Origin of the sequence: Methanohalophilus sp., from assembly GCF_030156785.1 — an archaeon.
In the GTDB taxonomy this organism is placed as follows: domain Archaea; phylum Halobacteriota; class Methanosarcinia; order Methanosarcinales; family Methanosarcinaceae; genus Methanohalophilus.
Genome location: NZ_JASGLW010000012.1, coordinates 26,983 through 52,299 on the forward strand (window position 1 = coordinate 26,983; position 25,317 = coordinate 52,299).

At 41.2% G+C, this 25,317-nt stretch carries 27 protein-coding genes and 1 tRNA gene; 12 read left to right on the forward strand and 16 right to left on the reverse strand.

Annotated elements, in window-relative coordinates; all coding sequences use genetic code 11:
- Nucleotides 1-312 precede the first annotated feature (312 nt).
- Nucleotides 313-525 carry a hypothetical protein gene (locus tag PWQ49_RS07350; protein ID WP_300609483.1) on the forward strand — a complete coding sequence of 71 codons (213 nt, stop codon included), beginning with the start codon at nt 313-315 and terminating at the stop codon, nt 523-525.
- Nucleotide 526: 1 nt separating this feature from the next.
- Here PWQ49_RS07350 and PWQ49_RS07355 read toward each other — a convergent pair whose 3' ends face one another.
- Both PWQ49_RS07355 and PWQ49_RS07360 read right to left on the reverse strand, forming a co-directional pair.
- Complete coding sequence (locus PWQ49_RS07355; protein WP_300609485.1) at nt 527-1,513, reverse strand: restriction endonuclease; 987 nt, start codon at nt 1,511-1,513, stop codon at nt 527-529.
- A gap of 4 nt (nt 1,514-1,517) precedes the next feature.
- Nucleotides 1,518-1,685 (reverse strand): hypothetical protein, encoded by a 168-nt coding sequence (locus PWQ49_RS07360; protein WP_300609487.1) that lies wholly within the window; start codon nt 1,683-1,685, stop codon nt 1,518-1,520.
- A gap of 154 nt (nt 1,686-1,839) precedes the next feature.
- On the opposite strand from PWQ49_RS07360, the gene trxA reads away from it, so the two are divergent.
- Both trxA and PWQ49_RS07370 read left to right on the forward strand, forming a co-directional pair.
- Nucleotides 1,840-2,238: a thioredoxin gene (gene trxA, locus PWQ49_RS07365; RefSeq protein WP_300609489.1), complete on the forward strand. Its 399-nt coding sequence runs from the start codon at nt 1,840-1,842 to the stop codon at nt 2,236-2,238.
- 3 nt (nt 2,239-2,241) lie between these two features.
- Complete coding sequence (locus tag PWQ49_RS07370) at nt 2,242-3,669, forward strand: methanogenesis marker 14 protein (RefSeq protein ID WP_300609491.1); 1,428 nt, start codon at nt 2,242-2,244, stop codon at nt 3,667-3,669.
- Nucleotides 3,670-3,682: 13 nt separating this feature from the next.
- On the opposite strand, the gene PWQ49_RS07375 is transcribed toward PWQ49_RS07370, so the two are convergent.
- Nucleotides 3,683-4,339, reverse strand: a complete 657-nt coding sequence (locus tag PWQ49_RS07375) for a DUF166 domain-containing protein (RefSeq protein WP_300609493.1) — start codon at nt 4,337-4,339, stop codon at nt 3,683-3,685.
- Nucleotides 4,340-4,408: 69 nt separating this feature from the next.
- Between PWQ49_RS07375 and PWQ49_RS07380 the strand changes: the two genes are divergently transcribed.
- Both PWQ49_RS07380 and tmk read left to right on the forward strand, forming a co-directional pair.
- Nucleotides 4,409-4,537: a hypothetical protein gene (locus tag PWQ49_RS07380; RefSeq protein ID WP_300609495.1), complete on the forward strand. Its 129-nt coding sequence runs from the start codon at nt 4,409-4,411 to the stop codon at nt 4,535-4,537.
- An 11-nt stretch (nt 4,538-4,548) separates the two neighbouring features.
- Nucleotides 4,549-5,148, forward strand: a complete 600-nt coding sequence (gene tmk / locus PWQ49_RS07385; protein ID WP_300609497.1) for a dTMP kinase — start codon at nt 4,549-4,551, stop codon at nt 5,146-5,148.
- A 52-nt stretch (nt 5,149-5,200) separates the two neighbouring features.
- Here the strand turns inward: tmk and PWQ49_RS07390 are convergent, their stop codons facing one another.
- Entirely contained in the window at nt 5,201-5,434 is a 234-nt protein-coding gene (locus PWQ49_RS07390; protein ID WP_300609499.1) for a hypothetical protein, read from the reverse strand.
- Complete coding sequence (locus PWQ49_RS07395; protein WP_300609501.1) at nt 5,424-6,152, reverse strand: HisA/HisF-related TIM barrel protein; 729 nt, start codon at nt 6,150-6,152, stop codon at nt 5,424-5,426. The genes PWQ49_RS07390 and PWQ49_RS07395 overlap by 11 nt, the downstream gene beginning before the upstream one ends.
- Before the next feature lie 48 nt (nt 6,153-6,200).
- Between PWQ49_RS07395 and PWQ49_RS07400 the strand changes: the two genes are divergently transcribed.
- Both PWQ49_RS07400 and PWQ49_RS07405 read left to right on the forward strand, forming a co-directional pair.
- On the forward strand, nt 6,201-6,902 hold the full coding sequence (locus PWQ49_RS07400; protein ID WP_300609503.1) for a (5-formylfuran-3-yl)methyl phosphate synthase: 702 nt from the start codon (nt 6,201-6,203) through the stop codon (nt 6,900-6,902).
- Between the two features lie 322 nt (nt 6,903-7,224).
- Entirely contained in the window at nt 7,225-7,908 is a 684-nt protein-coding gene (locus PWQ49_RS07405; RefSeq protein ID WP_300609505.1) for an RNA ligase partner protein, read from the forward strand.
- 1 nt (nt 7,909) lies between these two features.
- Here the strand turns inward: PWQ49_RS07405 and PWQ49_RS07410 are convergent, their stop codons facing one another.
- Nucleotides 7,910-8,752: a geranylgeranylglycerol-phosphate geranylgeranyltransferase gene (locus PWQ49_RS07410; RefSeq protein WP_300609507.1), complete on the reverse strand. Its 843-nt coding sequence runs from the start codon at nt 8,750-8,752 to the stop codon at nt 7,910-7,912.
- Nucleotides 8,753-8,782: 30 nt separating this feature from the next.
- Nucleotides 8,783-9,598, reverse strand: a complete 816-nt coding sequence (locus tag PWQ49_RS07415) for an aspartate dehydrogenase (protein WP_300609509.1) — start codon at nt 9,596-9,598, stop codon at nt 8,783-8,785.
- Nucleotides 9,599-9,709: 111 nt separating this feature from the next.
- On the opposite strand from PWQ49_RS07415, the gene nadC reads away from it, so the two are divergent.
- The 5 genes from nadC to eno all read left to right on the forward strand — a co-directional run bounded on the left by nadC (nt 9,710) and on the right by eno (nt 15,251).
- Nucleotides 9,710-10,534 carry a carboxylating nicotinate-nucleotide diphosphorylase gene (nadC, locus tag PWQ49_RS07420; protein WP_300609539.1) on the forward strand — a complete coding sequence of 275 codons (825 nt, stop codon included), beginning with the start codon at nt 9,710-9,712 and terminating at the stop codon, nt 10,532-10,534.
- Between the two features lie 88 nt (nt 10,535-10,622).
- Nucleotides 10,623-11,867 carry a CARDB domain-containing protein gene (locus PWQ49_RS07425; protein ID WP_300609511.1) on the forward strand — a complete coding sequence of 415 codons (1,245 nt, stop codon included), beginning with the start codon at nt 10,623-10,625 and terminating at the stop codon, nt 11,865-11,867.
- A 21-nt stretch (nt 11,868-11,888) separates the two neighbouring features.
- Nucleotides 11,889-12,995: a cell division protein FtsZ gene (locus PWQ49_RS07430; protein ID WP_300609513.1), complete on the forward strand. Its 1,107-nt coding sequence runs from the start codon at nt 11,889-11,891 to the stop codon at nt 12,993-12,995.
- Between the two features lie 128 nt (nt 12,996-13,123).
- Complete coding sequence (locus tag PWQ49_RS07435) at nt 13,124-13,567, forward strand: DUF296 domain-containing protein (RefSeq protein WP_300609515.1); 444 nt, start codon at nt 13,124-13,126, stop codon at nt 13,565-13,567.
- Nucleotides 13,568-13,973: 406 nt separating this feature from the next.
- Nucleotides 13,974-15,251: a phosphopyruvate hydratase gene (gene eno, locus PWQ49_RS07440; protein ID WP_300609517.1), complete on the forward strand. Its 1,278-nt coding sequence runs from the start codon at nt 13,974-13,976 to the stop codon at nt 15,249-15,251.
- Between the two features lie 414 nt (nt 15,252-15,665).
- On the opposite strand, the gene PWQ49_RS07445 is transcribed toward eno, so the two are convergent.
- The 9 genes from PWQ49_RS07445 to PWQ49_RS07485 all read right to left on the reverse strand — a co-directional run.
- Entirely contained in the window at nt 15,666-18,434 is a 2,769-nt protein-coding gene (locus tag PWQ49_RS07445) for a DNA-directed DNA polymerase (protein WP_300609519.1), read from the reverse strand.
- Nucleotides 18,435-18,764: 330 nt separating this feature from the next.
- The gene (locus PWQ49_RS07450) at nt 18,765-19,754 is read right to left on the reverse strand and encodes a radical SAM protein (RefSeq protein WP_300609521.1); all 990 of its coding nucleotides are present in this window, start codon (nt 19,752-19,754) and stop codon (nt 18,765-18,767) included.
- Nucleotides 19,755-19,784: 30 nt separating this feature from the next.
- Nucleotides 19,785-20,132 (reverse strand): DUF5320 domain-containing protein, encoded by a 348-nt coding sequence (locus PWQ49_RS07455; RefSeq protein ID WP_300609523.1) that lies wholly within the window; start codon nt 20,130-20,132, stop codon nt 19,785-19,787.
- A 43-nt stretch (nt 20,133-20,175) separates the two neighbouring features.
- A complete protein-coding gene (locus PWQ49_RS07460; protein ID WP_300609525.1) occupies nt 20,176-20,691 on the reverse strand; it encodes a DUF134 domain-containing protein in 516 nt (171 codons plus the stop codon).
- Nucleotides 20,692-21,307: 616 nt separating this feature from the next.
- On the reverse strand, nt 21,308-22,057 hold the full coding sequence (locus tag PWQ49_RS07465) for an MIP/aquaporin family protein (RefSeq protein ID WP_300609527.1): 750 nt from the start codon (nt 22,055-22,057) through the stop codon (nt 21,308-21,310).
- A 50-nt stretch (nt 22,058-22,107) separates the two neighbouring features.
- Nucleotides 22,108-23,583 carry a DUF2193 domain-containing protein gene (locus tag PWQ49_RS07470; protein ID WP_300609529.1) on the reverse strand — a complete coding sequence of 492 codons (1,476 nt, stop codon included), beginning with the start codon at nt 23,581-23,583 and terminating at the stop codon, nt 22,108-22,110.
- A gap of 468 nt (nt 23,584-24,051) precedes the next feature.
- Nucleotides 24,052-24,163 (reverse strand) — tRNA-Met (locus PWQ49_RS07475).
- 75 nt (nt 24,164-24,238) lie between these two features.
- Complete coding sequence (locus PWQ49_RS07480) at nt 24,239-24,778, reverse strand: hypothetical protein (RefSeq protein WP_300609531.1); 540 nt, start codon at nt 24,776-24,778, stop codon at nt 24,239-24,241.
- A gap of 113 nt (nt 24,779-24,891) precedes the next feature.
- On the reverse strand, nt 24,892-25,317 hold a 426-nt coding region (locus PWQ49_RS07485), incomplete at its 5' end, for a PGF-CTERM sorting domain-containing protein (RefSeq protein WP_300609533.1).

Below are 25,317 nucleotides of genomic sequence, written 5' to 3' on the forward strand. Positions count from 1 at the left end.
TTTGCAAATCCGCTGTCATCCCTTGAATTTATAAAAATAGTTGCCATGAACATGGTATTAAATCCATAATAGACTTCTGGCTGGAGCACTTTTACGTAATGTAGGAAGATGATGGCGATGATACCCCTCTATGAAAATTTGTCATATAGCCCCAATATTGAAGAAATCATCCGATTTATGCAGATGGAAAGCATCAGACGTATTTTGGACCTTGATGGCAAAATTCACTGAGGTGCAATTAAAAAAACATATGAAAAATGGTCCTAAATATCAGGAAAAGTATTAATAAAGTATATACTATGGATAACCAAGATGAACAAAAAATTCAGCGAGATCAATGTTGGTTATGTAATTGCAGTAGGTGCCCTGATTAGCGCGATACTTTTTTACTTCCTCATGGAATATGCAGATAAAGGCGATATTGTGATGGTTGTACTGTTGGGTATAGCTATAGGTATAATAGCCATAGTCCTTTCCAAGGTTGTGTCCTACCTGCATTATTATAAACAACTCAAAGATTTGTAATTCAGCACCCTTGAAGTGCGCCTTTTACTAAATCCATCCATTCACTTACATCCTTAACTTCCACTTTATGGCGGATTATTCCGTTTTCTGCTTCAAGGAGCACCATTTTTTCTCTGCGGAGAGCACCTGACTTTTCTTTCTCGCATCCTGCAACATTTTTCAGATTAATAGAAAGAGAATGTTCATTATTTTTCCCGAGGATTACAAACCTGCGTGAAGTCAGTATAACGAACTCTCTGCCGGATTTTTCCATTTTCAAGAGGTGCTCTCCCCGCAGGTATAATGGTCGGAGGCTTTCAAGAGTGGAATGAAAAGCTTCGTTTTTCAGGGCAACAAAATTTATAATTTCTATATTGTTTCCCCCAATAACCAGAAAAGTCTCATTTGATTCCTGATGTACTCCCACTATATCCTTCACTTTTACCCGCCTCAAAAGCTCCGATTTTCGGGATAATAAAGATCCTGTGAGTTTTTCAAAATAGAGATGTTCGGCCGTCAGCGTAATCATGATTTTTGAGCCCTCAAACATAACAAGTTGTCTTCCAATAACAGGCTCCCCATTGACGGCAAAGTCAGCTTTTGGTAGGGATGATTTTGAAACACTACTTTCTTCAGGGCAGTAATGATCAAGCATTGTGATCAGTAGCGGACCTTCTATGAGCTTTACATTGTGTTTTGCAGCCTCTTCATGTGCTTGTTTTGTGAATCTGGAAGTCGTTACAATTATGACACCATCTGCCAACTCACGATATTTGAGACTGCAATACTCACGTACTTCTTTTACGCCCACATTATTGCTGTATCGTTTTACCTGAACCAGCCACCTGTGGGACAAACCCACATGTTCAATAGAAACCTCTATATCCACACCTCCATCTTTTGAAGCAGGAGTCAGGCAGGTTTTGTAACCCATCAAATTGAACAGGTGAGCTACGAGATTTTCAAAATCCTCTGGTTCAAGCTGTCGTAAATAGTGCAGGTCCCACATAAAATCATTCTTCAGCTGTGTAAGAAAGACCGCATTCCGGGCAGGAATACGTAACCAGCTTTACCCCTTTTTTCGTAATACTTGCTGATCTTTCCATCCATGTACCACAGGTAACGCACTTTTGATCAAATAATGTGCGGTTTGGAACACTTGCGTCATCCCGATCTCCCAAGACTTTTTCCTCCAATTAAGATTTCGTTATACCATGATGGTTGTGTATGCATTACGGACAACCATGCGAACGTTTAAATGCTTTTATTTCGTATAAAATGGTAACTCTATATTAGCAGATATAACTTATGAATTAATTGTGGATTGGTGTACAAATGGATGAACTTGAAGAGATCAGGAAAAGGCGGATTGAAGAACTCAAAAAGAAAGTTGAACACACCAATTACCCTACAGAACCTGTAGAAATAACCGATGCGGATTTCGGGCATTTTGTAGAGAAATATCCGTTAACTGTTATCGACTGCTGGGCACCGTGGTGTGGTCCATGTCGTCGAATTGCCCCGGTTATTGAAGAACTTGCTAAATCCTTGCAGGGAAAAGTTGTTTTCGGGAAACTCAATACAGATACCAATCATCTGACATCCATGAAATATCAGATCTCTGCAATCCCTACACTTCTTGTTTTCCAGAACGGAAACCTTGTTGATCGCATTGTTGGAGCCTTGCCAAAAGAACAAATCGTAGAAAGAATTAAAACCAAAATTCAAGGTTAAAACATGACACATAAACCCCGAATTGCACATACTCCATCTGTACGGCTGATTGATCTTAAATCCAAGCCATATTTTATAGTGGCATCAGTTGAAGTCGGGAATACTACCACAAAATGTATCCTTACTGCAACAAACCTTGAAGAAGGAAAAACTTACCATGTCACTAAGATGGTTAAAATGACCCGTGATGTCCGAAAACCAAAGCCAAATGAGACCGTTTTCGGAAAAACACTTACAGAAGTTGAACTTACAAGAGAATCTGTTGCTGAGCTTGTACGGGATACTTTGCTTGCAGCGGTTAAAAAAGCCAATCTGGACATTAAAACTGATATTCATTTTGTAGTACGTTCCACAGGAGTTGTGGCAGGTTTTGATAAACCGGAAGAAGTCGGAGAATTCATAAAGGCTCTTGCCGATGGCTGCCTGCTTGCAGGAGTACCACCTAAAAACATGACCCCCCCTATGTCTATAGACAATATACAACAGAAATTCCAGAAATTCAGCAAACTTCATCATGTAATTTTTGACGGTGCAGTTGCAAGCGTATTGCCTCCAACTGGCTCAAGTGGTGTTGAAATTGTTGCAAATGAGATGGAAGGCGAACTTGCAACCGCAGGCATCAAGGAAGGTTCAAAATGGGTTGACGTAGATTTCCGCAACCCATGTGCTTCAATGGATTTTGGAACAACCCTTGATGGCAGGATTATCAATGAAGATCAACCTTATGCACGTACAATCGGCAATTTCTGCGGCTATGCGGGGGCCATCCCTGATGCCATCATCCGGGGTACCGGCCTTGTAGATCTCGAATTGGGAACCGCACTTGATGTTTTTGACGAAAAGCCTGCCGGAAAGCTCACAATGCTCTTTAAGGGCAACAAGGTGAAGGAATATGCAAAGCGTATACAGGATTACATAATAATTGAGACTGTTCCTGAGAATGTTAAAAGATACGGCAGTGTTCCTGTAAACCCAAAATCTGCAAAGGACATCGGAGTCGTATTGATAGGCTGTGATGTGGGAAAAAATGGTTCCGATATGGACAAACTTTCAGAAATAGGCAAGGAGATTTACACTTCGGAAGGATTGAAAATCCTGTTTGCGGTTATCGATGAAGTGATGTCAGATGTCGTTTACAGACTGGTTAAAGTTGCAAACGATGAAGGACTCCTTTTCCCTGACACAACCTTCGGAGTCACTGGAAGAGCAGGAATCACTGGAAATAAGCCCAAGTTGATTCTTGAAAAACTTGATCCACTTATCCCGGGCAACATCGATGAAAAAGTTGCATTTATTGATGATGGGCTTGCAAGAGGAGCAGCAGTAATGGCACGTTGTATGAATTCACTTGGAACAACATTTAACCCACTTGGAGGACATACCGGCGGCAAGTGCATACTGGCTCAGAGAATGAAGCTACAAAACAAGTAATTTCAGCTTATTCCTATCTTTGAAGAGCTGCTTCCATTTCTTTTTTGTGGATTTCCGCAGACTTGTGGATACCGCCTTCCTGACCCCGTACAGCCCGACAGGGATATTGCTGAATGAGCAAACCTGCCCTTGCTGGGGCATCTTTAACAGGGGTCCCAATTATGTTGCTTGCCATGTACCAAGTACTTCCACAAGGGGCTCCCCTAGTTACCCTAACATCTGAAATTTTCCCGTCTGATACCGAGACTTCAAATTGTGGTATCCCGAATCTAGAGGTAAATGCAAGATTGTACGGGTTTCCCCCTATGGTACAACAGATTTCATCAACTTCTACATGGATTCCACACTCAGATGCAATTTGTTTCAATTCCAAAATAGGGGCCTTCTGTGCACCACCTGGAACTATCACGGATTTCACACCATGTTTTGCAGCCTCGCGTACTATTTCAGGAGTGAGATCAGGATGAAGCGAATATGTAATTAGAATATCAGTATTGAATACTTCAGGATTAATATGTAAGGAAGAAAAATATTCTTCTGATTTGTCTATGAATTCCGGTAAGTTTGCAGGGATTTCTGCTACAACCACTTCCATAAAAGAATTCCGTCGGATAGTCTCAACGAGTCTTGTGCCGTATTTCCCCCTTATTATAACGCCAATATTTGCCATAGGAATGGATTTGTACGTAACTGTTTAATATATTATTTCCTAAATGTAGAGAATAGAGGGATTTTATCCATGGAAGAAGTTGATCAATCCAAAGTGTATTTCAGGTGTACAGTCTGTGATTTTGTGTTTCAGGATGATCCGAACTTTTTTCCCATAATCTGTCCCCAGTGTGGAAGTGAAGATACCGAACGTATCTGAGGAAACTGTTGATGAAGGGAAAACTCATTACGCTGGAAGGGATTGACGGAGCCGGAAAAACTACTGTATTGGATTTTCTCAGGAAACATCCTGTTTTCGGGGAAGCTGTTTTCACAAGGGAGCCCACAACTAACTGGATAGGGATGGCAGTGGAACGTGCAATTCACTCTGAGACCGATCCAATGGCGGAACTGTTTCTCTTTACAGCAGATCATGCCGATCACGTTGCGAGGGTAATTCGCCCTTCGATAATGGATGGGAAAAATGTAATCTCCGACAGGTACTACGATAGCAGGATAGCATACCAAACTGTCACGCTTCAGGGAATCCTGGATGATCCTGCGCAGTGGATTCTGAATTTGCATCAGGGATGGACAATCGAACCTGATCTTACACTGCTGCTTGATCTTGATCCTGCTGTAGCTGTTTCAAGATGCAATTCCCGTGAAGTCCAAACTAAATTTGAAAAAATTGATTTCCTCAATGAAGTACGAAAAAATTTTCTGGAACTGTCGGAAAAGCAACCCGAAAGGTTCTGTGTAATTGACGCCTCATGGGGCATTGAAGACGTCAAAAAACAAGTCACACAAGCCCTTACAAACCTCTTCTGATACCATTAAATCAATTTTGTGGGAGTTTTCCGGATTTTAAATCCAGAAAATTTTAGAGATTGTTTTTATCTGCAAATTCGAGAAGTGCCTGCCCAAGCTCCCTAATATATTTGGGATTTAGGTTGAACCTGCCTCTTTTTTGTCCGGCACGCTCCTTGGCAATCTCAACATACTCTTTTTCAAAACGTTCGCTTTTCTCAATGGAAATGGTAAGATACCAGCCACCTCCCATTTTGATTTCGGTAAATGCATTTTCAGGGTCGATTTCAAGATTTTTATCTGCCATTAAAAATACCTTCCTGTATTGTCTTTAATGAAATATTCCCATTGTGGACCGCGGTTGCAACCAGTGCACCGGAGAGTCCGATGTCATTAAGTGTCTTTATGTCATCCATATCTTTTACTCCCCCACCCAGCAATAAGTCGTTGTCTGAAAGGCAGACCATTTTTCTAAGCAAATATTTGTCTACTCCTCTGGAGGTTCCGACGCCATCCATGTCAAGATAGATTACATCCTTCAAATCAAACGTATTGAGAAGCTCTAGCACTTTTAGGGGGTCTTCAGGCACATCTCCGGAGGAAGAAAGAACTTTTCCACCTTTCCTGTCAATGCTTACAATAGTCTTCTTCGGGTATGCTTCAGAAATGCGGGCAATTGTATCCATGGAACACGTTTCTGTTCCCAGTATAAGGTTTCCTGCAAAATCCTCCCACTTGTGGATGTCTTCAAACTTCCGGATACCTATATCAAGCATCGTGGGAACAATTGAAGCTATTTCATCAATTGCTTCCCTGTTTGCTTCAGGTTGCTCTTCTCCCTGAAGGACATTCAGATCAGCAATGTAGATTTCCTGTGGCTTCAGTGTTCGGACCACATCCACCACCCCGGAAGTCTTACATACCTTGCTACTGATGTGTACCGGCATATAATTTCGACGAACTCCTCCCCTAGCATGGACAACGGTACCATTATATATGTCTAATACAAAGACAATTCGAAACATATTCAAACGGACTACTTAATCTCATCATATAAAAAGAGGCAAGTATATATGGAGTTGCTCATAAGCCCTATTAATACAGAAGAAGCTGTTTCTGCATTGCAAGGCGGTGCCGATATTATCGATGTCAAGAATCCTAAAGAAGGATCTCTCGGTGCAAATTTCCCATGGGTTATAAAGGATGTAAAGGAAGCAATTGAATCCAAAAAACCTGTTAGTGCAGCATTGGGAGATTTTAACTATAAACCCGGAAGTGCAGCCCTTGCAGCCTATGGTGCAGCCATGGCAGGAGCAAGTTATGTCAAAATCGGACTCTACGATATCCAAACCGAAGAACAGGCTTTTGACGTCCTTTCCGGAATTGTGAAAACTGCATCCCTTATGGAAGAACCTCCAAAGGTTGTTGCCTGCGGATATTCTGACTACAAAAGGATTAATTCAATAAATCCTGCCTTGCTGCCGGCAATTGGGGCTCGCGCAGGAGTTGACCTTGTGATGGTTGATACAGGGGTAAAGGACGGCGCCTCGACCTTTGAGTTCATGTCAGAGGAAGAACTCATAGATTTTGTTAACAAAGCACATGAACTGGGGCTTAAAACCGCTATTGCCGGTAGTCTGAAGTTCGAAGATATCCCCATACTCAAGCGGATCAATCCTGATATCATCGGTGTTAGGGGTATGGTCTGCGGAGGAGACAGGACATCCACAATCAAAAAAGAGCTTGTAGAAGAACTTAAGGCAAAGATATCCTGATTCCGAAAGTAAATTCCCAATCATGGGAGTACAAGAGCAGTGATATTGTCGAAATAATCGACAAGAAACACAGATATGTAGTTGTCAGACCTTTGGGTATCCAGAGGATTCCGGAAAAGATTTTATACGAATGACGGCAACCTTCGCGGAAATGCAGGAATTGGAATAGATGATTTTAGGTATCTATTAAAAAAGCCCGTCCATGCGAAGCAGAGTATATCCTGTTGACTACCACACAGCCTATTCATCTTGGGAAGAAGACGAGATGATACAAAAATATTTTAGCTGAAGTAACCTAAATAAAAGGTGTAGGGGTTGCTCAATGCTAAGACAAAGATTTGTGCTGGATACTACCGGGCTTACAGACCTTCAGGTAAGAGACAGCGTGGGAGCAGACAATGTCTGTGATGGTATGAAAGAAATTCTTGAACTGATTGCAAAGGCAAGGCTTGATCTTGAGATCAGTTGCTATGTGCCTTTTCCCTCAGTTTATAAAGAACTACGTGAATTTGCATCTAATAACAACTGCGATAGCGAAGTATTTGCAAAAATTGACACATGGCTTGTAAAGAAGACACCTGACAGGTATGAGGTAAAAATTCCTTCCCGGATTTTCCATGAGTATGTGGCTTACATGCGGGAAAGGATCGACAAAGGAATGAACGTCGCCGAGGAAGCAATCCGCGATGCTTCTTATAAATGCCTGTTCCTCACATCCGAAGCCGAAAATCACAAACAGATTGAGACGGAAATTGAGAGAGAAGTCATTGGTACCATAGTCGGGAAATTCCGCAATAAGTACAGATCAGCGTTGCGTTATGGAATCCTCGACAGTGCCCCGGATATTGATGTATTGCTTCTTGCCAAGGAACTCGATGCTGCGGTAGTCGCCAAGGATTACGGCATTCAGAAATGGGCTGAGCAACTTGGCGTGCGTTTTGTTCCTGCAGATACATTTCCCATGATGCTCAAGGAGTACCTCAGTCATGCGGAAGTAAAAAAGTAACTTACAGTGAGGAGCCCGCTACAAATGCAAAAAGTGCCAGGAACATTGCGTACTTAAACCATTTTGAAGATTTTCCTGGGTTGCCGCGAAGGATTGCAAGAATTGCAAAAATAAATACAGCATCTGCAAGAACTACAAGGTACAGGTATCCCTCCCCAAGAAGACCCGTGAGATATGGATAAGGGCTTGCAATAATACCTATTATTCCCAGTGCTGATGCAAGGAACTTTGAAACTTTTTCTCCTGCGACTATTGGAAGTGTCTTAGCCCCTTCCTGCATGTCACCCTCCATGTCCTCAATATCTTTCACAATTTCCCGGGCAATTGTCGCAAATGTTGCCAGAAGGAACAGGATAGCCAAGGCATAAACTCCCCCAATACCAAAAACTGCCCCCCCAAAAAGGAATGTGGAACCTGTGAGGTAACCAACCGAAACATTGCCCACCAGAGGCATGCTCTTGAGGTTTCTTGCATAAAGTACCAGCAGGAAAGAATTGATAATCGCAATTGCCACACAAACATAGTTAATCCAAAAAGCAAGGAAAATTCCGACTGCAAATAGCAAAAAGGAAAAGTAAAGGGCATTACGAGCTGAAACCCTTCCGGAAGGAATCGGCCTTTGTGGTCGGTTTATGGAATCAATATGGATGTCATAATAGTCATTTATTGTATTTCCTGCACCTGTTATCAGCACAACTGTTACCATGACAAGTAATGAATCCATTATCGGGAAGAGGCCGTCTCCTTCCTCAAGGATTCCAAATGTAATCAGGACAGCTATGATAGAGGCAAATGCCGCCATTGCACAATTGGATATACGCATCAGTTGCAGGTAAGAATGCATGAGCTTATTAACTCCTAAAATTACCCCTGATCACGTGCCCAATTGCAGGGGATTGGATATCTTTTTCAATGTGGCTATCAATGAAAGAGCTGCAAGATAACTGGTCTTTGGATTGATTGGAGAGGGCACGTTTTCAATACGATTAGTAAAAGATCCAAAATCTCCTTTTACTGTTATTTCGTGGATATTCCGTGTAATATCCGGATTGGCAAAAATCCGGACATGCGTCTTTTTAAAACCTATTCCCGCAATACTGAGCGTTGCTGCAACATTGACATTTGCCGGGAATGCCTTTACGGCCTCTGCTGCAGTCCCCTCAAAGATCAGTGTTTTATCTGTGATTGAATCCAGATCAATGTTGTTTTCAATAATATAAGGTGCTCCTGCAAGCCCTCTTGGTGCTTTCTCAGTCGTGAGGGAAACCGAATCAATTCCTGCAATTGATGCAGACCTGAGACCATCAATTCCACATATTGCACCTGAAGGCAAGTAGATATTACAACTATTTTCCTTTGCAATCGACAGGACCTCATCAAAAAGTTCGGCATCGACAAATGCCCCAATGCTTGCAACCAGAACATCACACTTTGCTTTAAGTGCCATGGGTACCACCTCATAAACCGCACTTTGTGATGCGCATTCCACCACCATGTCAACTTCCAAGACCATTTCCGGCACATCCAGAACCCGCGGATGTGAATTAACAAGAGAGGCCAAGGCATTTTTCACAGAATCCTCATGCTTATCATATATCGCGTAAAGCTTCATTCCTGGAATTGATGTATCCACTGCTTTGCAAATCTCGGTACCAATCGCACCACAACCAACTACTCCAACCCTTATCATAAGATTCTCCTTTTTTAAGCCCTTGCCAGCAATCGTATTACTATCTGTTTATTGATTCTCTGTTGAAAGCATATAAATCTCTTGAAACATAAATCATTTATTGGTGAAATGATGATCACGTCGCGTCTGGAAGATTTTATTGAAGAAGATCTGGGTTACAATGATATTTCCTGTACACTTGTGCCTGACAATCCTCAAAAGGCAGTTATTTTTGCAAAGGAAAAGTGTGTTCTGGCAGGAACAGATATTGCAAAGGAAATACTGGACTATTTTGGAATACAGTATGAGCAACACTTTAATGACGGGGATTTTCTGGGTGCCGGGGACATTATTTATGACCTTGATGGAGATGCTGTATCCATACTAAGAGCCGAACGCCTTACACTAAATTTCCTCGGACATTTGAGCGGAATTGCGACCCTTACACGCAAATGCGTGGATATAATTCCAAAGCATTCCAGAACAAAGATTGCCGCCACAAGGAAAACAACACCTGGACTCCGCAAATATGAAAAGCTTGCAGTTATAGCCGGAGGTGGAGATCCTCACCGTTTCAATCTTTCTGACTCTATTATCATAAAGGACAATCACCGAAATATAATGGGACTGAAAAGTGCCATCCTTGAAGCACAAAAAAGAACCAGTTTTACCCAGAAAATAGAAGTGGAAGTTGAGTCTGTTGATGATGCCCTTATTGCCGCAAAAATGAATGTTGATATTATCATGCTTGATAATATGAGTCCTGAAGAAATAATTGACACAATCTCTGCACTTCAGGCAGAAGGTTTACGCGAACGTGTGATCATTGAAATATCAGGTGGGATTTCTCAGGATAACCTAAAAGATTTCGTCGACATCGACGCTGATATTATCTCAATGGGATCCCTTATTCATAAATCTCACTGGATAGACATCAGCCTTGAAATAAAGAAGTGATGACATAAACTTTATATTAAATTCCAATCTTGTATTTAGGCTATAGGCTAACGGAAAAAGAATCCTTAAAGGATGACAGAGGGGAACTATGTACAGCCCAAAACGGATTACAACAATTTTTCTTTTTGTGATGATACTGTTTACGGTATTCACCGGCATGTCCGCTGCAAAGCAGGTTCTTTTTGAGGACTATATTAATGAAGGAGATGGATACCAGATAAACAATTACGTTATTGACGTTACTGATGTGTTTCCTTCAGCCGAATATGCCGCATTATATGTCTATGAAAAGGATGAGAAGATTCTTGACAAAGGTATGGATATCAATGACACCTTCAGCTTTGAAGTAGACGGAGAAGATGTGGAAGTAAAATTACTAGATACGGCATCCGGAGTCCTAAATAAAGCAAAAATTGCTATTACAATAACTGACGATGATGTTGTTTACACAGATGGTGTAGTGGAAGGTGGACACGAAAAAGCAGATTTTGTCGGAACTCCAAAATTGATTATTACCAAATCTGTCAGCAACCAGAATATCAAAGTCGGTGATACAATTACTGTGACTGTTTCCGTAGAAAACCGAGGAGATGATAAAGCCACAGAAATCAGGTTTTCAGATGTTCCACCTGAGAAATTCATCCTTGAGGAAACTTTTGTAAGCCAGACTGGAGAAATGACCCTTGATGTAGGCCAGTCTCAGCAAGTATTTGTATACCGGATTAAAGCTACAGCTCCTGGAGAGTATGTGATTAAGCCCACAACGGCCACCTTCTCAAATGAAGCCGGGCAGAATTTCCCACAGGCCTCTTCGAACGTAGTAATAGTTACCGTTGAAGGGGACATAAAAACTCCCGACTTACAGTTTTCTGCCACAGCAGGACAATCAACTGTCCCGCGAAATGAAAATATTGATTTTACAATACATATCGAAAACACCGGTGAGGGGCCTGCAGAGGCCGTTTCTGTAGAGCTTTTGCTTCCTGACGGATTGGAATATCAGAAAGGAGATGAAGAAATCGAAGTAATAGGTGGAATTCCAACCATTTACCTGCAATCTTTCGGAGTCCAGCAGGAAAAAGAGATTACTTTGACTGCAAAAGCCAAGAGTGTGGGAAGTTATACGATTACCGGGCATTATTCTTACCGTTATGACAACGGAGTTGAAGGCGAGGAAGTAAGCGGTGAATTCACATCTGGAACAATTACAGTTGAGAAAGGCAGGTTTGATGCCATTCTTGAGCAACCGATCTATGTTTATATAATACCTATCCTTGTAATAATAGGAATTGGAGCCTGGATAGTATACAGGCACCGTCAATATCGCTTCTGATAATCAATTTGGAGGAATGGTTTGCTTAATATACTTATCATCGGAAATGGCCAGTGCGGCAATCGTATTCTGGATGCTGTCAATAAAGAAGCATTTGGAGGCAGCGGGAAACTTGCAAAATTCTACTCAAAGCAGAGTTACAAAAGCAATGTGCAGACACTTGCCATTAACACGGCTGTCAATGATCTGAAAGAGATGAAATACACAAAGGCAAAAGATCGCATTCATATTCCTCATTTGCATGGTGTTGGTGCCAACCGTAATGTCGGTAAAAAAGTCTTTGAGGAAAACAAAGCCCAAATAATGCGCAATATCGATGAAAGGGGTAGTTTTGATGTAGGATTTGTTATAACTTCAGCATCTGGTGGAACTGGATCTTCTTTCACTCCTTCGTTGATAACAGAACTCAAGAAGGAACATGATTTTCCAATCTATGCCATTGTTGTATTGCCATTCCGTGAAGAAGGGACTCTCTACTTACAAAACGCTGCTTTTTGTCTCCGTGACATCAGGGAAAGTGGAGTTGACGGTATAATTCTTGCCGATAACCAGTACCTTAAGCAACTTGGCGGTGATGTCCAGTCCGCCTATGATGCTATTAATACTATGATAGCAAGGAGGTTGTTGCTCCTTCTTGATTCACTTGACAGTGAAATGATGATGGTTACGGATCTTGGTGATTTTAAGACTGTTATGAGTGGTGGAGCAGGAATTGCAACTATTGGATATTATGAAGCAGACCATGCGATGCCCATAAAATCAGTCATCCAGAAAGCTATTGCGCCCTCCGGCCTATTATTCAATACTGACGTGTACAGTGAAGCAAGCCGTTCAATGATTATTATACGAGGAGACAAGACATACCTTAGCATCGAGGAAATTTCAGCGGAAGTCGAAAAACTCTCATCCTCAGTAGGTCATGTCTTCAAAGGCATTGTTGTGCGCAAAGGTGATCTCCCTCGGGTACTTGCTGTTCTTACCCTCGAAACCGCAACCGAACTTGAGAAGCTTTATTCAATAGCTGTGGATGCCATTAAGGAAGAAAAAGCTAAAAAAGAACGTGTTACTGAAAATAAAGAGTTAGACCGTGCATTTTCACAAATCGATGGTCTTGAGCCTCATTATTGAAAGTTGAAAAACATGGCTGTCAGAGCCAGCGAGTTGCAGTTGCAAGTTACACATGACGAAAATATGGCAAAAAGACAAATCGTATACTAAGGGATTATAGACGGTAAATTTGTTGGATGAGAGAGATTATGGATTATCAAGGTGGAAATATTGGACGGGTTTTTGTATTGAGAATAGATCATGGTGATAACGTCCTCGAAGAAATCGAAAAATTTGCCACCGCAGAAAATATCACTTCTGCTTTTATGTTCATGCTGGGTGCACTTTCAGAGGGAAACGTTGTTGTGGGACCTGAGAAGAACCAGACTCCTCCCACGCCTATTTGGTTCCGATTTAACAATCCTCATGAAGTTATCGGAATTGGGAATATATTCAAGGAAAATGGCAAAACCAGAATCCATCTTCATGCAGCTCTTGGCAGAAATGGCAACACAAGTGCTGGATGCATAAGAGAGAAAAACGAAACATTCATGGTTACCGAGATATTTGTTCTTGAAATTCAAGGCATGCAAGCAGAAAGAATTCACGATAAAGAGCGCGGCTTTTCACCAATTTGTTTCAGGAAAGATTAAAGGGTATTAAATTATTGCAGTTCCTTAAATATTTCAATTGTCTTTTTCTGCTGAAATTCATTTGGTATCTTTGTTTCATGACATTCTACCTATTCTTTCAAGGAACACAAAATAATATTTAGCAGGGCGGACCGCGTTTAAGTGTACTTTTCTCATCCCAGCTATAATTATTCCCTACTCATAGAAATAAAACATTCAACACTAATCTCCAACTGGCGAAGATTCGCCATCGCCTGATTTACCGGGAAGTTTGATTATGCCATCAAGTAATCCAACAATAGAAAAAAGATTCTATTTATTAGATTCTATCTATTAATTTGATGATTATTTGTTCTTCATGAGAGGGAAATATATTATACAGAGAAATCCTATTATTCATTCTATACAGGTCATAGGGTGAAAAATAATGAGCTACATCGGAGAGGAAAGTAGATTTAAGATTGAAAAAATCCACGCTAGGGAAATTTTAGACTCTCGGGGTAATCCGACTGTGGAAGTTGATGTGTACACTAAAGCGGGTTTTGGAAGAGCAAGTGTACCATCAGGTGCATCTACCGGTAGTAACGAAGCTCTTGAATTAAGGGACAATGAAGATGATCGTTACAACGGAAAGGGTGTCCTTGATGCGGTTGATAATGTTAATAGCACAATTGCCAGTGAATTGCTAGGAATGGATGTCAGGAACCAGCGTGAAATTGATGACCTGATGATAGCCCTCGATGGAACAGACAACAAGATGACGTTTGGTGCAAATGCTATTCTTGGAGTCTCCATGGCTGTTGCAAGAGCAGCAGCTGATTCACTGAATTTACCTTTATACAGATATCTGGGAGGAACAAATGCCTTTGCACTCCCAATTCCCACAATGAACGTCCTCAATGGTGGAAAACATGCAGGCAATGAACTTTCAATCCAGGAATTCATGATACAGCCAAAAGGTGCAGATACTTATTCTAATGCTCTTCGTATGGGAAGTGAAACCTACCATGCCCTTGGAAAAATCCTTGAGGACAAGTACGGTGCATCTGCAACAAATGTCGGTTATGAGGGCGGTTATGCACCACCGATTGACCTGACTTCTGATGCACTTGATGCACTTGTCAGCGCAATCGAAGAAGCCGGTTATACGGAGTCCGAAATTACTATTGGACTTGATGCCGCTGCGTCCGAGTTCTTTGATGGAGAAAATTATTCCATTGATGGCAATCTACTTACACCCGAAGAGCTAACCGATTTCTATCTGGAACTTATTGGAACCTATCCTATACTCTCAATCGAGGATCCTTACCATGAAGAGGCTTTTGAGGACTTTGCAAATCTCACAAGTGAAGCATGGGAAACCATTATTGTAGGAGATGACCTTTTCGTAACTAACGTTTCACGTCTTGCAAAAGGTATAGAAATGAACGCTGCAAATGCACTCCTCCTGAAAGTCAACCAGATCGGAACACTTTCTGAAGCCTTTGATGCTGCAACACTTGCTAGTCGCAGTGGTTACAGTGTCATAGTCAGCCATAGATCGGCTGAGACTGAAGATAGTACCATCGCAGACATTTCAGTTGCACTTGGTGCTGATTTCATCAAGACCGGAGCACCTGCAAGAGGAGAAAGGACTGCCAAATACAACCAGCTTCTTAGGATAGAAGAAGATCTGGGCAATGCTGCAAGATTTGTGCAACTCTAAAAAAAACCAAACCGACTGTATGAATTCAAGCACATAAACAGGCAGCATATATTCTCCAAAAGGAGAAATGCTGCCTTCTTCGGTTATTGGGGTAGTATTTGCAATAACGGTAATTATATTCTGGTGTCAATTCTGTCCAGGTTTCAGGCAGACCTTATTGACAAAACTATTGGGATTTCTCCGCCACATTCGTTTATCTCAAAGATGATAAAGATTTCATCCATTTATCAATCATAACACAACCAGAATCAAGGAAATACCCGAAGTATTTCGCACTGGATACGTTTAAGCGTTAAATTAAGTAACTTCATTTATGTGGCATTATTTTCATTTGTTAATCAACCTTTCTTGCATGGAAAATATCCTTGCCACGCAAGGCATCAAACCTTAATCCAGTAGAATTGATAGTATTAATTAAAAATCAAAAAGGGAACTCTGGCTGTTTGAACCGTTTACCTGTGGTTTCTCTTCCCTTTCATGGTTTTTGGTAATGAAATTATCACTCTCTTTTGATGCATTTGTAAAATCAAAAAGACCTTTTTGTTTTGAATCATGATCAAGGGTTGCAACGTCCACACCAAATACTCCAAGAATACGCTCAACAGGAGGTAACATCTGTTTCTGAATATAATAGTCAACATCCAGCTGAATATTGTGTTCTTTTACGTATTCAGGATCTTCTGCCCTGTCCACAAAAAGCCCTTTGCCAGCAGTAATCACAAAAGGAATCCTTTCACCAATGGGAGGATGGACACCTGTTCGACGCTTAAGTTTCTCAACAACAGTGAGATGTGGTTGCCTATTTTTGTAACTTGAAGCGCTCTTGGAAAATGATTTTGTCAAAATAAGATCATCCATGATCTCCGCATCATGCTGAACATCAAGGTTTCTCACCCTGTTAACTGTTTGGCGAACATGTTCCACTGCCTTTGAAATGTTACCTTCCTTGAGTACATATTCCAAAACCTGATTCAACATCTTTGAAGTAAGTTCACACCAGTCTCTTCTGACAGTTTCAAGTCCCTTAACTTTTATTTTATCGGTCCAACCCTGTGGCCCTGGTTCAAAAAGCCATTGTGCATATCGTTTCTTGGCAACAAGAAGCACACGTTTTGCAACTGCCTCGAATTCAAGTTCCATCGGATCGGGGAGTGAAGCCGTTACTACCGAAGCTACCTTTTTTCCCACAAGTTCAGAATCCTCAAGGCTGAATTCCTCTTCCGTGAATTCCCTACCTTCAGGAGACATGCAATGGACAAATACACTATCAGTATCACCATAAACTACAGAAAGATCAACCAGCCTGTCCTTTGGGGTAATTAAAACCTCGTCTTTGAGGAAAGCCTGACCTTCTCTTAAAACCACAGTTCCAATTTCATCGCATATGATTTTCTCAGTCCGGGATATGTTTTCCCTTCCAATAGCAGTAACCGAACTGGCCATTTCGAGGCTGTAAAGTCTCGCTCTTGCGTATCCAGAATAACCATAAAAACTGTTCAGGAGGATTTTCAAGGCGAGCTGTGTAGCGTCCAACACACGGTATTCATTCTCATCAGTGGTTTTTTTCATCCGCCTCTTAGTCTCACTTCTCTGAGCCATCAGCTTTTCCAGAACTGTAGGCACGATTCCTTTCTGAATATCAGGTTTCACAAAGCGTGCACCTGTGGGAGAAGATATGACATCTTCATCATTGTAGTTCCCATCCTCAACTACGGTAGTATAGCACAGGTTATGTGCCATGATAATAGTTGGATAAAGGGATTTGTAGTCCAGTACAAGGACGTTCTCGTGGAGTCCTTTTTTAGGCTCCAGTACAGCCCCACCCTTGAGACTTTCATTGAGATGACGCCGCTCTGCTGAAGTTTTATCGTCGGGTTTTGAGGGTATAACTCTTTTATGTTTACCAAATTCCGTGAGAAGCAGTTGTTCCACCATATTGGTTTGGCCACCACTGACAACATCCTGTATGATAGTGCCGCTAACCTGTGAAAGTGCAATGTATTTGTCAAGAAGCTTCAATTCGAGAATCAGTTCAAGTGCCAGTTCCGAATCACGTCTCGCATAATCCACAAATTTCCTTAATTTTTCCCCATCATCGTTCCAGTGTTCCTCCATTTCATCTGCAGAAACATCTAGTTTTTCCCTTCCAAGAAGTTCCTGGGATACATTACGTAATGTATAGCGTTTGAGGCTGAATTGCTGTCTTATGATGGGTAATGTATCCACAACCACACGCCCGGGGATGGAAACCATGGTTTGTGTCCCGATCTTGCGGTAGGAAAGGGGTCTTCTGTCTCTGCCTACAGCAGAATCAATATCATGACCACTGTTATTGAGGACCTTTACCCTTTCAGCAATGTAGGGCACATCAAATCCATTGCTATTGTATCCTGTTACTACATCGGGATCATATTTTCTGAATATTTCAAAAAAACGTTTGAGAAGTGTTGCTTCATCGGCACATGCCTCTACGTCATTATCCATCCCATCTACAGGCTTTGCTATGAGAACAATTGTATCTTTCCCCTCAAAAACAGGATTGAAGGACATGCTTATCATGATAATGGGGGATCTGTCAGGAGTGGGCATGTTCCCATCTTCAGGAAGACACTCAATATCAAAAGCAAAATATTTGAGATCAGCGGGTGCTTTGCGTTCAGTTTCTTTCACTTCAAAGAGTTCCAGAATTTCATCACATGCATAACCTGACGGGTTTATTTTCTTACCCTTTCCCTTAAGCCAGCGCATACCGTGAAAATCATTGTCTATAAGGTATCTTGTCCTAAACAGGATATCAGCTTCGTACACAGCCTTGACACCGGCTATTTCAGCAATGTCATCCCTTATCTCAGGAACATTTCCCGGATCGTGAGTGAACACCTTCAGCATTGGTTTCATTGTTTTCTGGTAGCCTATCGGCTCAAATCGCTGTACAACTTCGACTTTTTTTATTTTTCCAGATTTATTGGTTAGATTCAGTTTTTCTCTTATTCGTTCAGAAATAACTTCCAGATCATCATCCGTATTAACATAAAAATAAGGCTCAAACCCGGCAACATGACAGCAGATGCTCTTCCCATCATCAGTCCTTCCGAAAAGCCTGATTACAGGTCCGGAATCCTGGCGGAAATAATCCGCATCTATTAACTGAAAATGTCTGTCTTCTGTTGATGTTTGCGCCATAGAACAACTCACTTTTATCTGAAACAATCAGTCAGTAAAGCCAGCTTTCTTATGTTTTTACTTGTATATATGTCCACTTCTCAAAATTGAAAATGCCAATCCAATTCATCCAAAAATACTTCTACCTAAAAGAGGAAAAATACGTCAACTGCAAATCAATATAAATAAAATTAATAATCCTATATAAAAAATAAGTCTGTTTCATAACTCTTTCTTATACTTTTTCCAGCATAACATGAAACACGTAATATCCAACAATCCCTTTTAAAGCTGCAAGAATAATAACCAATGTAACCTTCTCATCATATTGATTATGATATCTTTTTTGGATTATGTAGCACGGTAATATGAATCATTGCCAGAATTTACCCTGACAATTTTTCCACCGTCAACCAATCCTTTAATTATTGGAAAGAGGTCATCTTCATCAATATCAAGAGATTGTCCGATTTGAGCAAAGGTACAGGGTCTTCTAAGTATGAGGTCGTAGACCTCTTCTATAAGATTTTCGTGCTTTATGGTTGATCTTTTCCTTTTTATGCCTTTTAAGACAAGTCTAACCCGTTTTCTTCCGAATTCTTCATCGAACTTCTGTGCTATCTCCTTGAGCCTGTTTTCTGAAACCGGAACGATAAAATCTTCTGCAGGTGGACGACTTATGGTGAGAATTTCTATTTCATCGGGGTTTATGAACTTGAGAACTTCGATCAGTTTATCAACTTCCTGATCACTGGAATTTGTTGGATATCCGGAATTTGAATCCAGTAACATGACCTCTATTGCAAGCTTTGGACCACCCGATTTCTTGAGTTCTCTTAACCCTTCGATGATATCATGAAGGTTTATTCCTGATGCTGGCCTGTTAATAGCTTTAAACGTTTTTTCGTTTCCTGATACCAGTGTAGCAACCACCAAGTCAGCATTTGCAAGGTTCTCTCTGACATCTTTTCTGCCCATGAGGGAAGAATTGGTGATCACGCAGACAGGAACATTGATGAGCTTCTTTACCTCAGTTATCATGTCACCCAACCCGAGGTTCAATGTCGGTTCACATGTTCCGGAAAAGGTGATGTAATCAATATCATCAATATTGCGATGATAGTGCTCTATACCATCAACAACCTCAGTGCAACTCACTAAGCCTTTGACTTCTTCAGGAGAAGATATTTTTTTATCAACATGTCCAAGCTGGCAGTAAACACAATCAAAATTACAGTTCTTTCTGGAGGAAGATCTGTGGATGACATCAATGCCCAACGAACGTCCCAATCGTCTGGAAAGTATCGGTCCATAGATGATTCTGGATTTTCTTTTTTCCATTAATAGTTCCTTCTTTGATTAAAAAATGGATCAGGAGACATCTCCTGATCTATCTTCATTAAGCATCGATTTCAATTGTCCGATGCGTTTAAATATCCATGTTTTTTCTGCTTCAAGAGCATTCAGCTCTTCTTCAAGAAAGGCTTTTTGATAGTCAGTTGTTTCAGAAGATTGAAAACCCTTGGAGATTGGAACAAAACGGCGTCTTGAAAAGGCTGCCCGCCGTCCCATCATAGGGAAAAATCTGTTTCTTCCACGAGATCCTGTGCCTGCATGCTTGGACAATACAGGCATATCAAATCCTGAGCAATATCCTGCACCTCTTCCTGTCATTGGACCTCTTCCCAGAGGTCCGGTTCCGTCTATTCCCGGCATCATACAACACCTCGCTTTTTATAAATCATTTTCAACTACTATGCAATCAAGCTCTTACCATAGGTGAGCCGCATTTCAAGCATTTCACCTGACTACATGGAACTCCAGGCTGGTGGGGTTGAGTGTTACCACATGATGGGCAACGACAATTCTGGGGGAAGCCACCTCTACCGGCGCCCTGGACATTTTGTCCACCAAAACCACCTCGCCCCCGACCCTGACCATGGCCACCAACCGGTCCACTACCAGTGGGGCCTGTTCCGTCTCTTCCAGGCATACTATAATTACCTCCTTCTATCCGTATTGCTTTTCCATTTACAAGTGCGTCAGAAATTTTTTCCAGCGCTTTACGCAAGGTTCGTTGAAAGGTTGACTGATGAATTTGCATCTTGCAGGCTGCAGCATCCTGTTTCATATTTTCCAGATAACTAAGCCTCAAACATTCCAATTCATCAATGGTTATATTGACTTCCTCGAGATCTTTTAGACCAATACCAGATGGCTTGAAATGCCTTATGTTGTGTTCAAAGTCAACCATTCTTCGTTTTCTTGGACGAACCATTGTTATGCATTATAATGCATAACATAGATAAATATATTCCCAATTCATGATGTATATTAAAAAATTATATAATACAAAGATTATTTGCTGCAATGTCCAATCTATTCCATAAAGATATTGGTTGGTATTGATTAAGACTTGCCCTTGAAACAAATGTTGAGGATTTCTTGAGATATGTAAAGCAGTCTAAAGAAAAGAAATAATAGTAAGTATTATTCTGAAAACAAGATTAAGTGCCATCAATTCTGTTACGATAAGATCGGCTTTTATGGTTTTACCCAGACCTTACATCATTCGCTATCAACATTTTAACCCGTTCACTTTTGTTAAGAGCCATCAGGCACAAGCTGATAGGTTTGTTGGCGCGGATCACCACTGTCAATATTGGCAGCTCTAAACAATTTTCGATTGATATCTGTAGATTTATATACGTCAGAGTCTGTGGCGCACGTTAAGGATGTTATCAGATATAACATAAACGCAGTAAAGATTAAAGAATATTCACTCTTCTTGCCTTACTTTTGAATAGGATTAAGCAATATTAAACAAATTATTTATGCCATTCCAAGAGAAAATCATCATCATTGCTATGATAAAAAAGGAAAAAGTATCTTTCTCAAGACACTTTTTTAACATCTGACACATAATCATAGATTAGCGCTGCTACAAGTGCCCCAATGATAGGTCCGATTAGATATATTGGGAATTGCCACCACAGGTTTTGTCCGCCTAAGAGTAACTCTGCAAGATATGGGCCAAAGGTACGAGCCGGATTCAGTGATGAACCTGTTATGTTACCTACTACCGTAATATCCGCAGCAACCACAAGACCGATTGCAAGACCTGCAAACCCTCCTGGGGCTCTTTTATCCACGGCAGTCCCCATAATGGTAAGCATCAGGAAAAATGTTGCCACAGCTTCACATAATATTGCTTGTCCATAGCTCACGCCGTCGAACATGGCAGTTGCACCAAGACCGGTTCCAATAGCCCTTGAACCAAATATAGCCACAATGGTGAAGGATGCAAGACTTGCACCTATGAGCTGGGCTACGATGTAACTGACCATATCCGATGTTTTCATGCGCTTTGTAGCCCACAGTGCAATACTGACTGCCGGATTTATGTGCGTTCCCGAAATATGTCCGAAAGCATAGATCATTGCCAATACAGCAATTCCAAATGAAATTCCTATTGCAAACCATGCAGCGATATCAATACCTATATTGAAAGTATTACCAGGGATCAATGTTGCCCCCTGAGTCAGCAGGACAGTTGTGACAACTGACCCTGTTCCCAGGAAGACCAGTACATAAGTTCCTATCAATTCTGCGATGGATCTCTTAAACAGATCCTGTTCTGACATAAAACCACCTGCCTGAAAACAAAATGTGTCTCATAGAGACACATCTGTGATCAAACTGCCTCCGTCCAGTTACAGTAATTGCACTTGTAATCGAAGTAATTTGCTGCACAGAACTTGCAAGTACGTGCCGGTGAATGTGGTTCGGTCTTGTGCAGTGCTATAATGTTGGTCAGCATTGTAGCAGTTACGGGTTCACTTGTCAGCAGGCATGGGAAATCAGCCAGACGCATGAGTGCCGAGAAACGAACAGTGATTGCACAGGCAGGATATGCGTAGCGCTGAGGGTTGTTGAGGACCTCGTTCTTCTCTATAGGGCTAAAATCAATTGGTATGCCTTGGACCATTCCACCCATACCTCTTGGCTTGTGATCGATGATACGTTCACCCTTTTCGATGAGATCCATAAAGTCAACGTTGTGAAGTTCAGCTGCTGCACCTCTTGTTGGATTGTTAAGCACAAGGTTGTGGAATCTCTTGACCAACAGGTCATGAACCATCATAGTTGTGAATCCATCCATCCAGAGTATTTTTGTAGTTGCTCCTGCGGCTGCATCTGTTGCAATGGTCAGCGGAGAATATTCATTTTTGAACTTGCCCATAGCATTTTTCATGGTCCCGTCCATGACGTCTGTTACAGCATTGATAACTGCCATGACAACATCATCTTTTGTCATGTTGAACATCGACTGGGATATGTGATGAGCAACATCTCCAACACCATATGCAGGAACTGTGACGATATTCCCGTAAAAAACATCAGCATCCATTGCAGCCCTGATAGTAGGCTTCATTTTTTGCTTATACTGGCTCATGTATTTTTTCACATCAAAAGACGTGTGACCAGCCTCGTCCATTAGTTTAGCCTGTGCATCCATTGGTGTATCATAAACCATCTGGAGCATTTCAATCTCTTCTTTAACAGCTTCATCGGGTGTCTTACCATTCTCAATTGCCATCTGGAACTTGGCACCAATGCCGTATGATGTATTCATTCCCCAGGACTTGGAAGAGAGTATTGCACGCTTGTGTTCTACTGGGATGTCTGTTTGCTGCAGTATCCTGTTAACAACATTGCTGGTGCTTCCGGGAGAAAAGGCAAAGTCTACCACACATGTAGGGCCATAGAAGCCTGCATATCTTCTGATGGATTCTTTACCTATAAGTGCCTCTGACCTGCCAATCATGTCAATGAACTTTTCCACTGACTCCCTGAAGGCCGGGTCTTCCTCATACAATATTTCCAATATAGGAGGAGTCTGGTAATGTTCTACATAAGGATCATCTTCCGGTCTTACAGTATCGGTCAACCCGGAGAGGACTTCATAATGCGTATTTACTGAATTGACATGCAAATCGAATACTTCTTTGCACTGATCACCCATTGGCTGCATTTTGTTGACTGCATCTACATAGGGTTTTGCATCCTCTACCTTAAAAGCAGTGCCTCGCTTCTTATTTATAGTACTTACAACTGCCTTCTGTGCATTCATGGCTTCTGTTGCCATTTTATCATATATTTCTTTCATATTAAATTCCCCCTATTAGAAAGATATTCTCAAAATAATCAAAATGCTCCGCTCATTAAATTTGGCTTTTAAAGATAATACCCCTACATTAACAATTAAAGCCACACGTAATTTTGAATTATTTTGAGATAACTATTAAACGGACTTTGAAATATTTAACTTTTGTGAAATACTCCAAGAGACAGATTTCTAATAATTGATTTCATGTGTCATCGATTAAGAGATGAATCTTGATAGTAGCATGTAGTTTTGCAACTTCACCTAAAATGTGTGAGTGAGAGAGAGCAGTAGTAGTGATAACTCATTAATTTAAATTGTTAAAAAGCACATGCATATCTTGGAACTACTTAGTCCTAAATCATTTTAGTATATTGACATGGAAGACGTACATTTACTTTAAGAAAAAATGGCCTTTTTGCTGAATCTACTCTTCTATTTGAGTAATAAACAACTAAACAAGTAGTAGTATGCCCGGAGCGTGACTCGAACACGCGACCTCCAGATGTCTCAGGAGACATGGGAGCACCCATTCAGAATTACCCTATGAGTCTGGCGCCCCAACCAACTAGGCTATCCGGGCATGTTGCAGGATGTAGGAAGTACATATTCATATTAAAGCATATCGGTTAAAAAAAAGAATGAGGAGAAGCTTCGGTCAGTACCCTGTAGCTTCTGCAAATTCCCTGAGTATGAGTGGATCAGATGTCCCCCCTCTTATATGGAACACATAACTACCGTTATTCCAAATATAGGCATAACGCTCAACTTCTTCTCCCTTATTTGTTACATGCCAGACAATACGGGTTACAAAGTGATCATTGATGGATTCTTCAATAAACCTGTCACCTTTTGACATTGGCGGAAAAGTTGCTTTGTAGCGAGATACCAGATTTTCAGCATCATCTTCAGAAGGGGTTTCAACTGTGGTCACGTAAATATCAAACCCGTCTCCCTTATAAATGCCCTCTGAGGATTCCACGAACTCGGATTCATTGCAGACACCATCGAGAACTTCACCTACAGAAAGCATTCTTGCTCCGAGATATTCAAATCCTGCTGGGATTTCTTTTAATACAACCACATCGGAAACATCCATTTCACCGGTTTTCTCTTCTCTGTCAGTATCAGTACATCCGGATACTGCCAGCATCACAAGTGTGAGCGATAACAATAGTGCAATAATTTTTGATTTCATGGAATCACCTCAAGGAGAAAAGAATATTCAAAACAGTATTTAAAGTTTATCAGAAAAGTAAGTCAAAAAAGAAAAGGCTTAGAAGGGATTATTCCCTTCTAATTAATTTACGTTTAGTTCCTCCTCACGAGGTATGCTACTGCAAGAAGACCTGCAACTGCGAAGATTGCTTCAAATCCAGGAACTGGCCATTCATCAGTTGTCTCGTTACCTTCATCCTCCACAGGTGGCTCTTCAGTTTCATCTGGAGTCTCATCTACTGGAGTTTCAATGGTATCGTTACCTTCTGTTTCGTTGTCAGTTACCTGCTCTTCTTCGTCAGTCTCTTCTTCTTCATCTGGCTGGGTTGTTTCCTCGCCTTCAATAGTCATTTCGACGAATGGATAATACCTGAGATCAGAGTTGTCAGCAGTCTTGAAGTACATTTCTCCTGCGATGTGGATAGTCTCATCCTCATCAAGTGAGATGTCATCAGTGTTGTAGTACTTGAGGTATTCTGTAGAACTGCTTTCGGTTCTTTCAAGTTCTCCACGTTCATC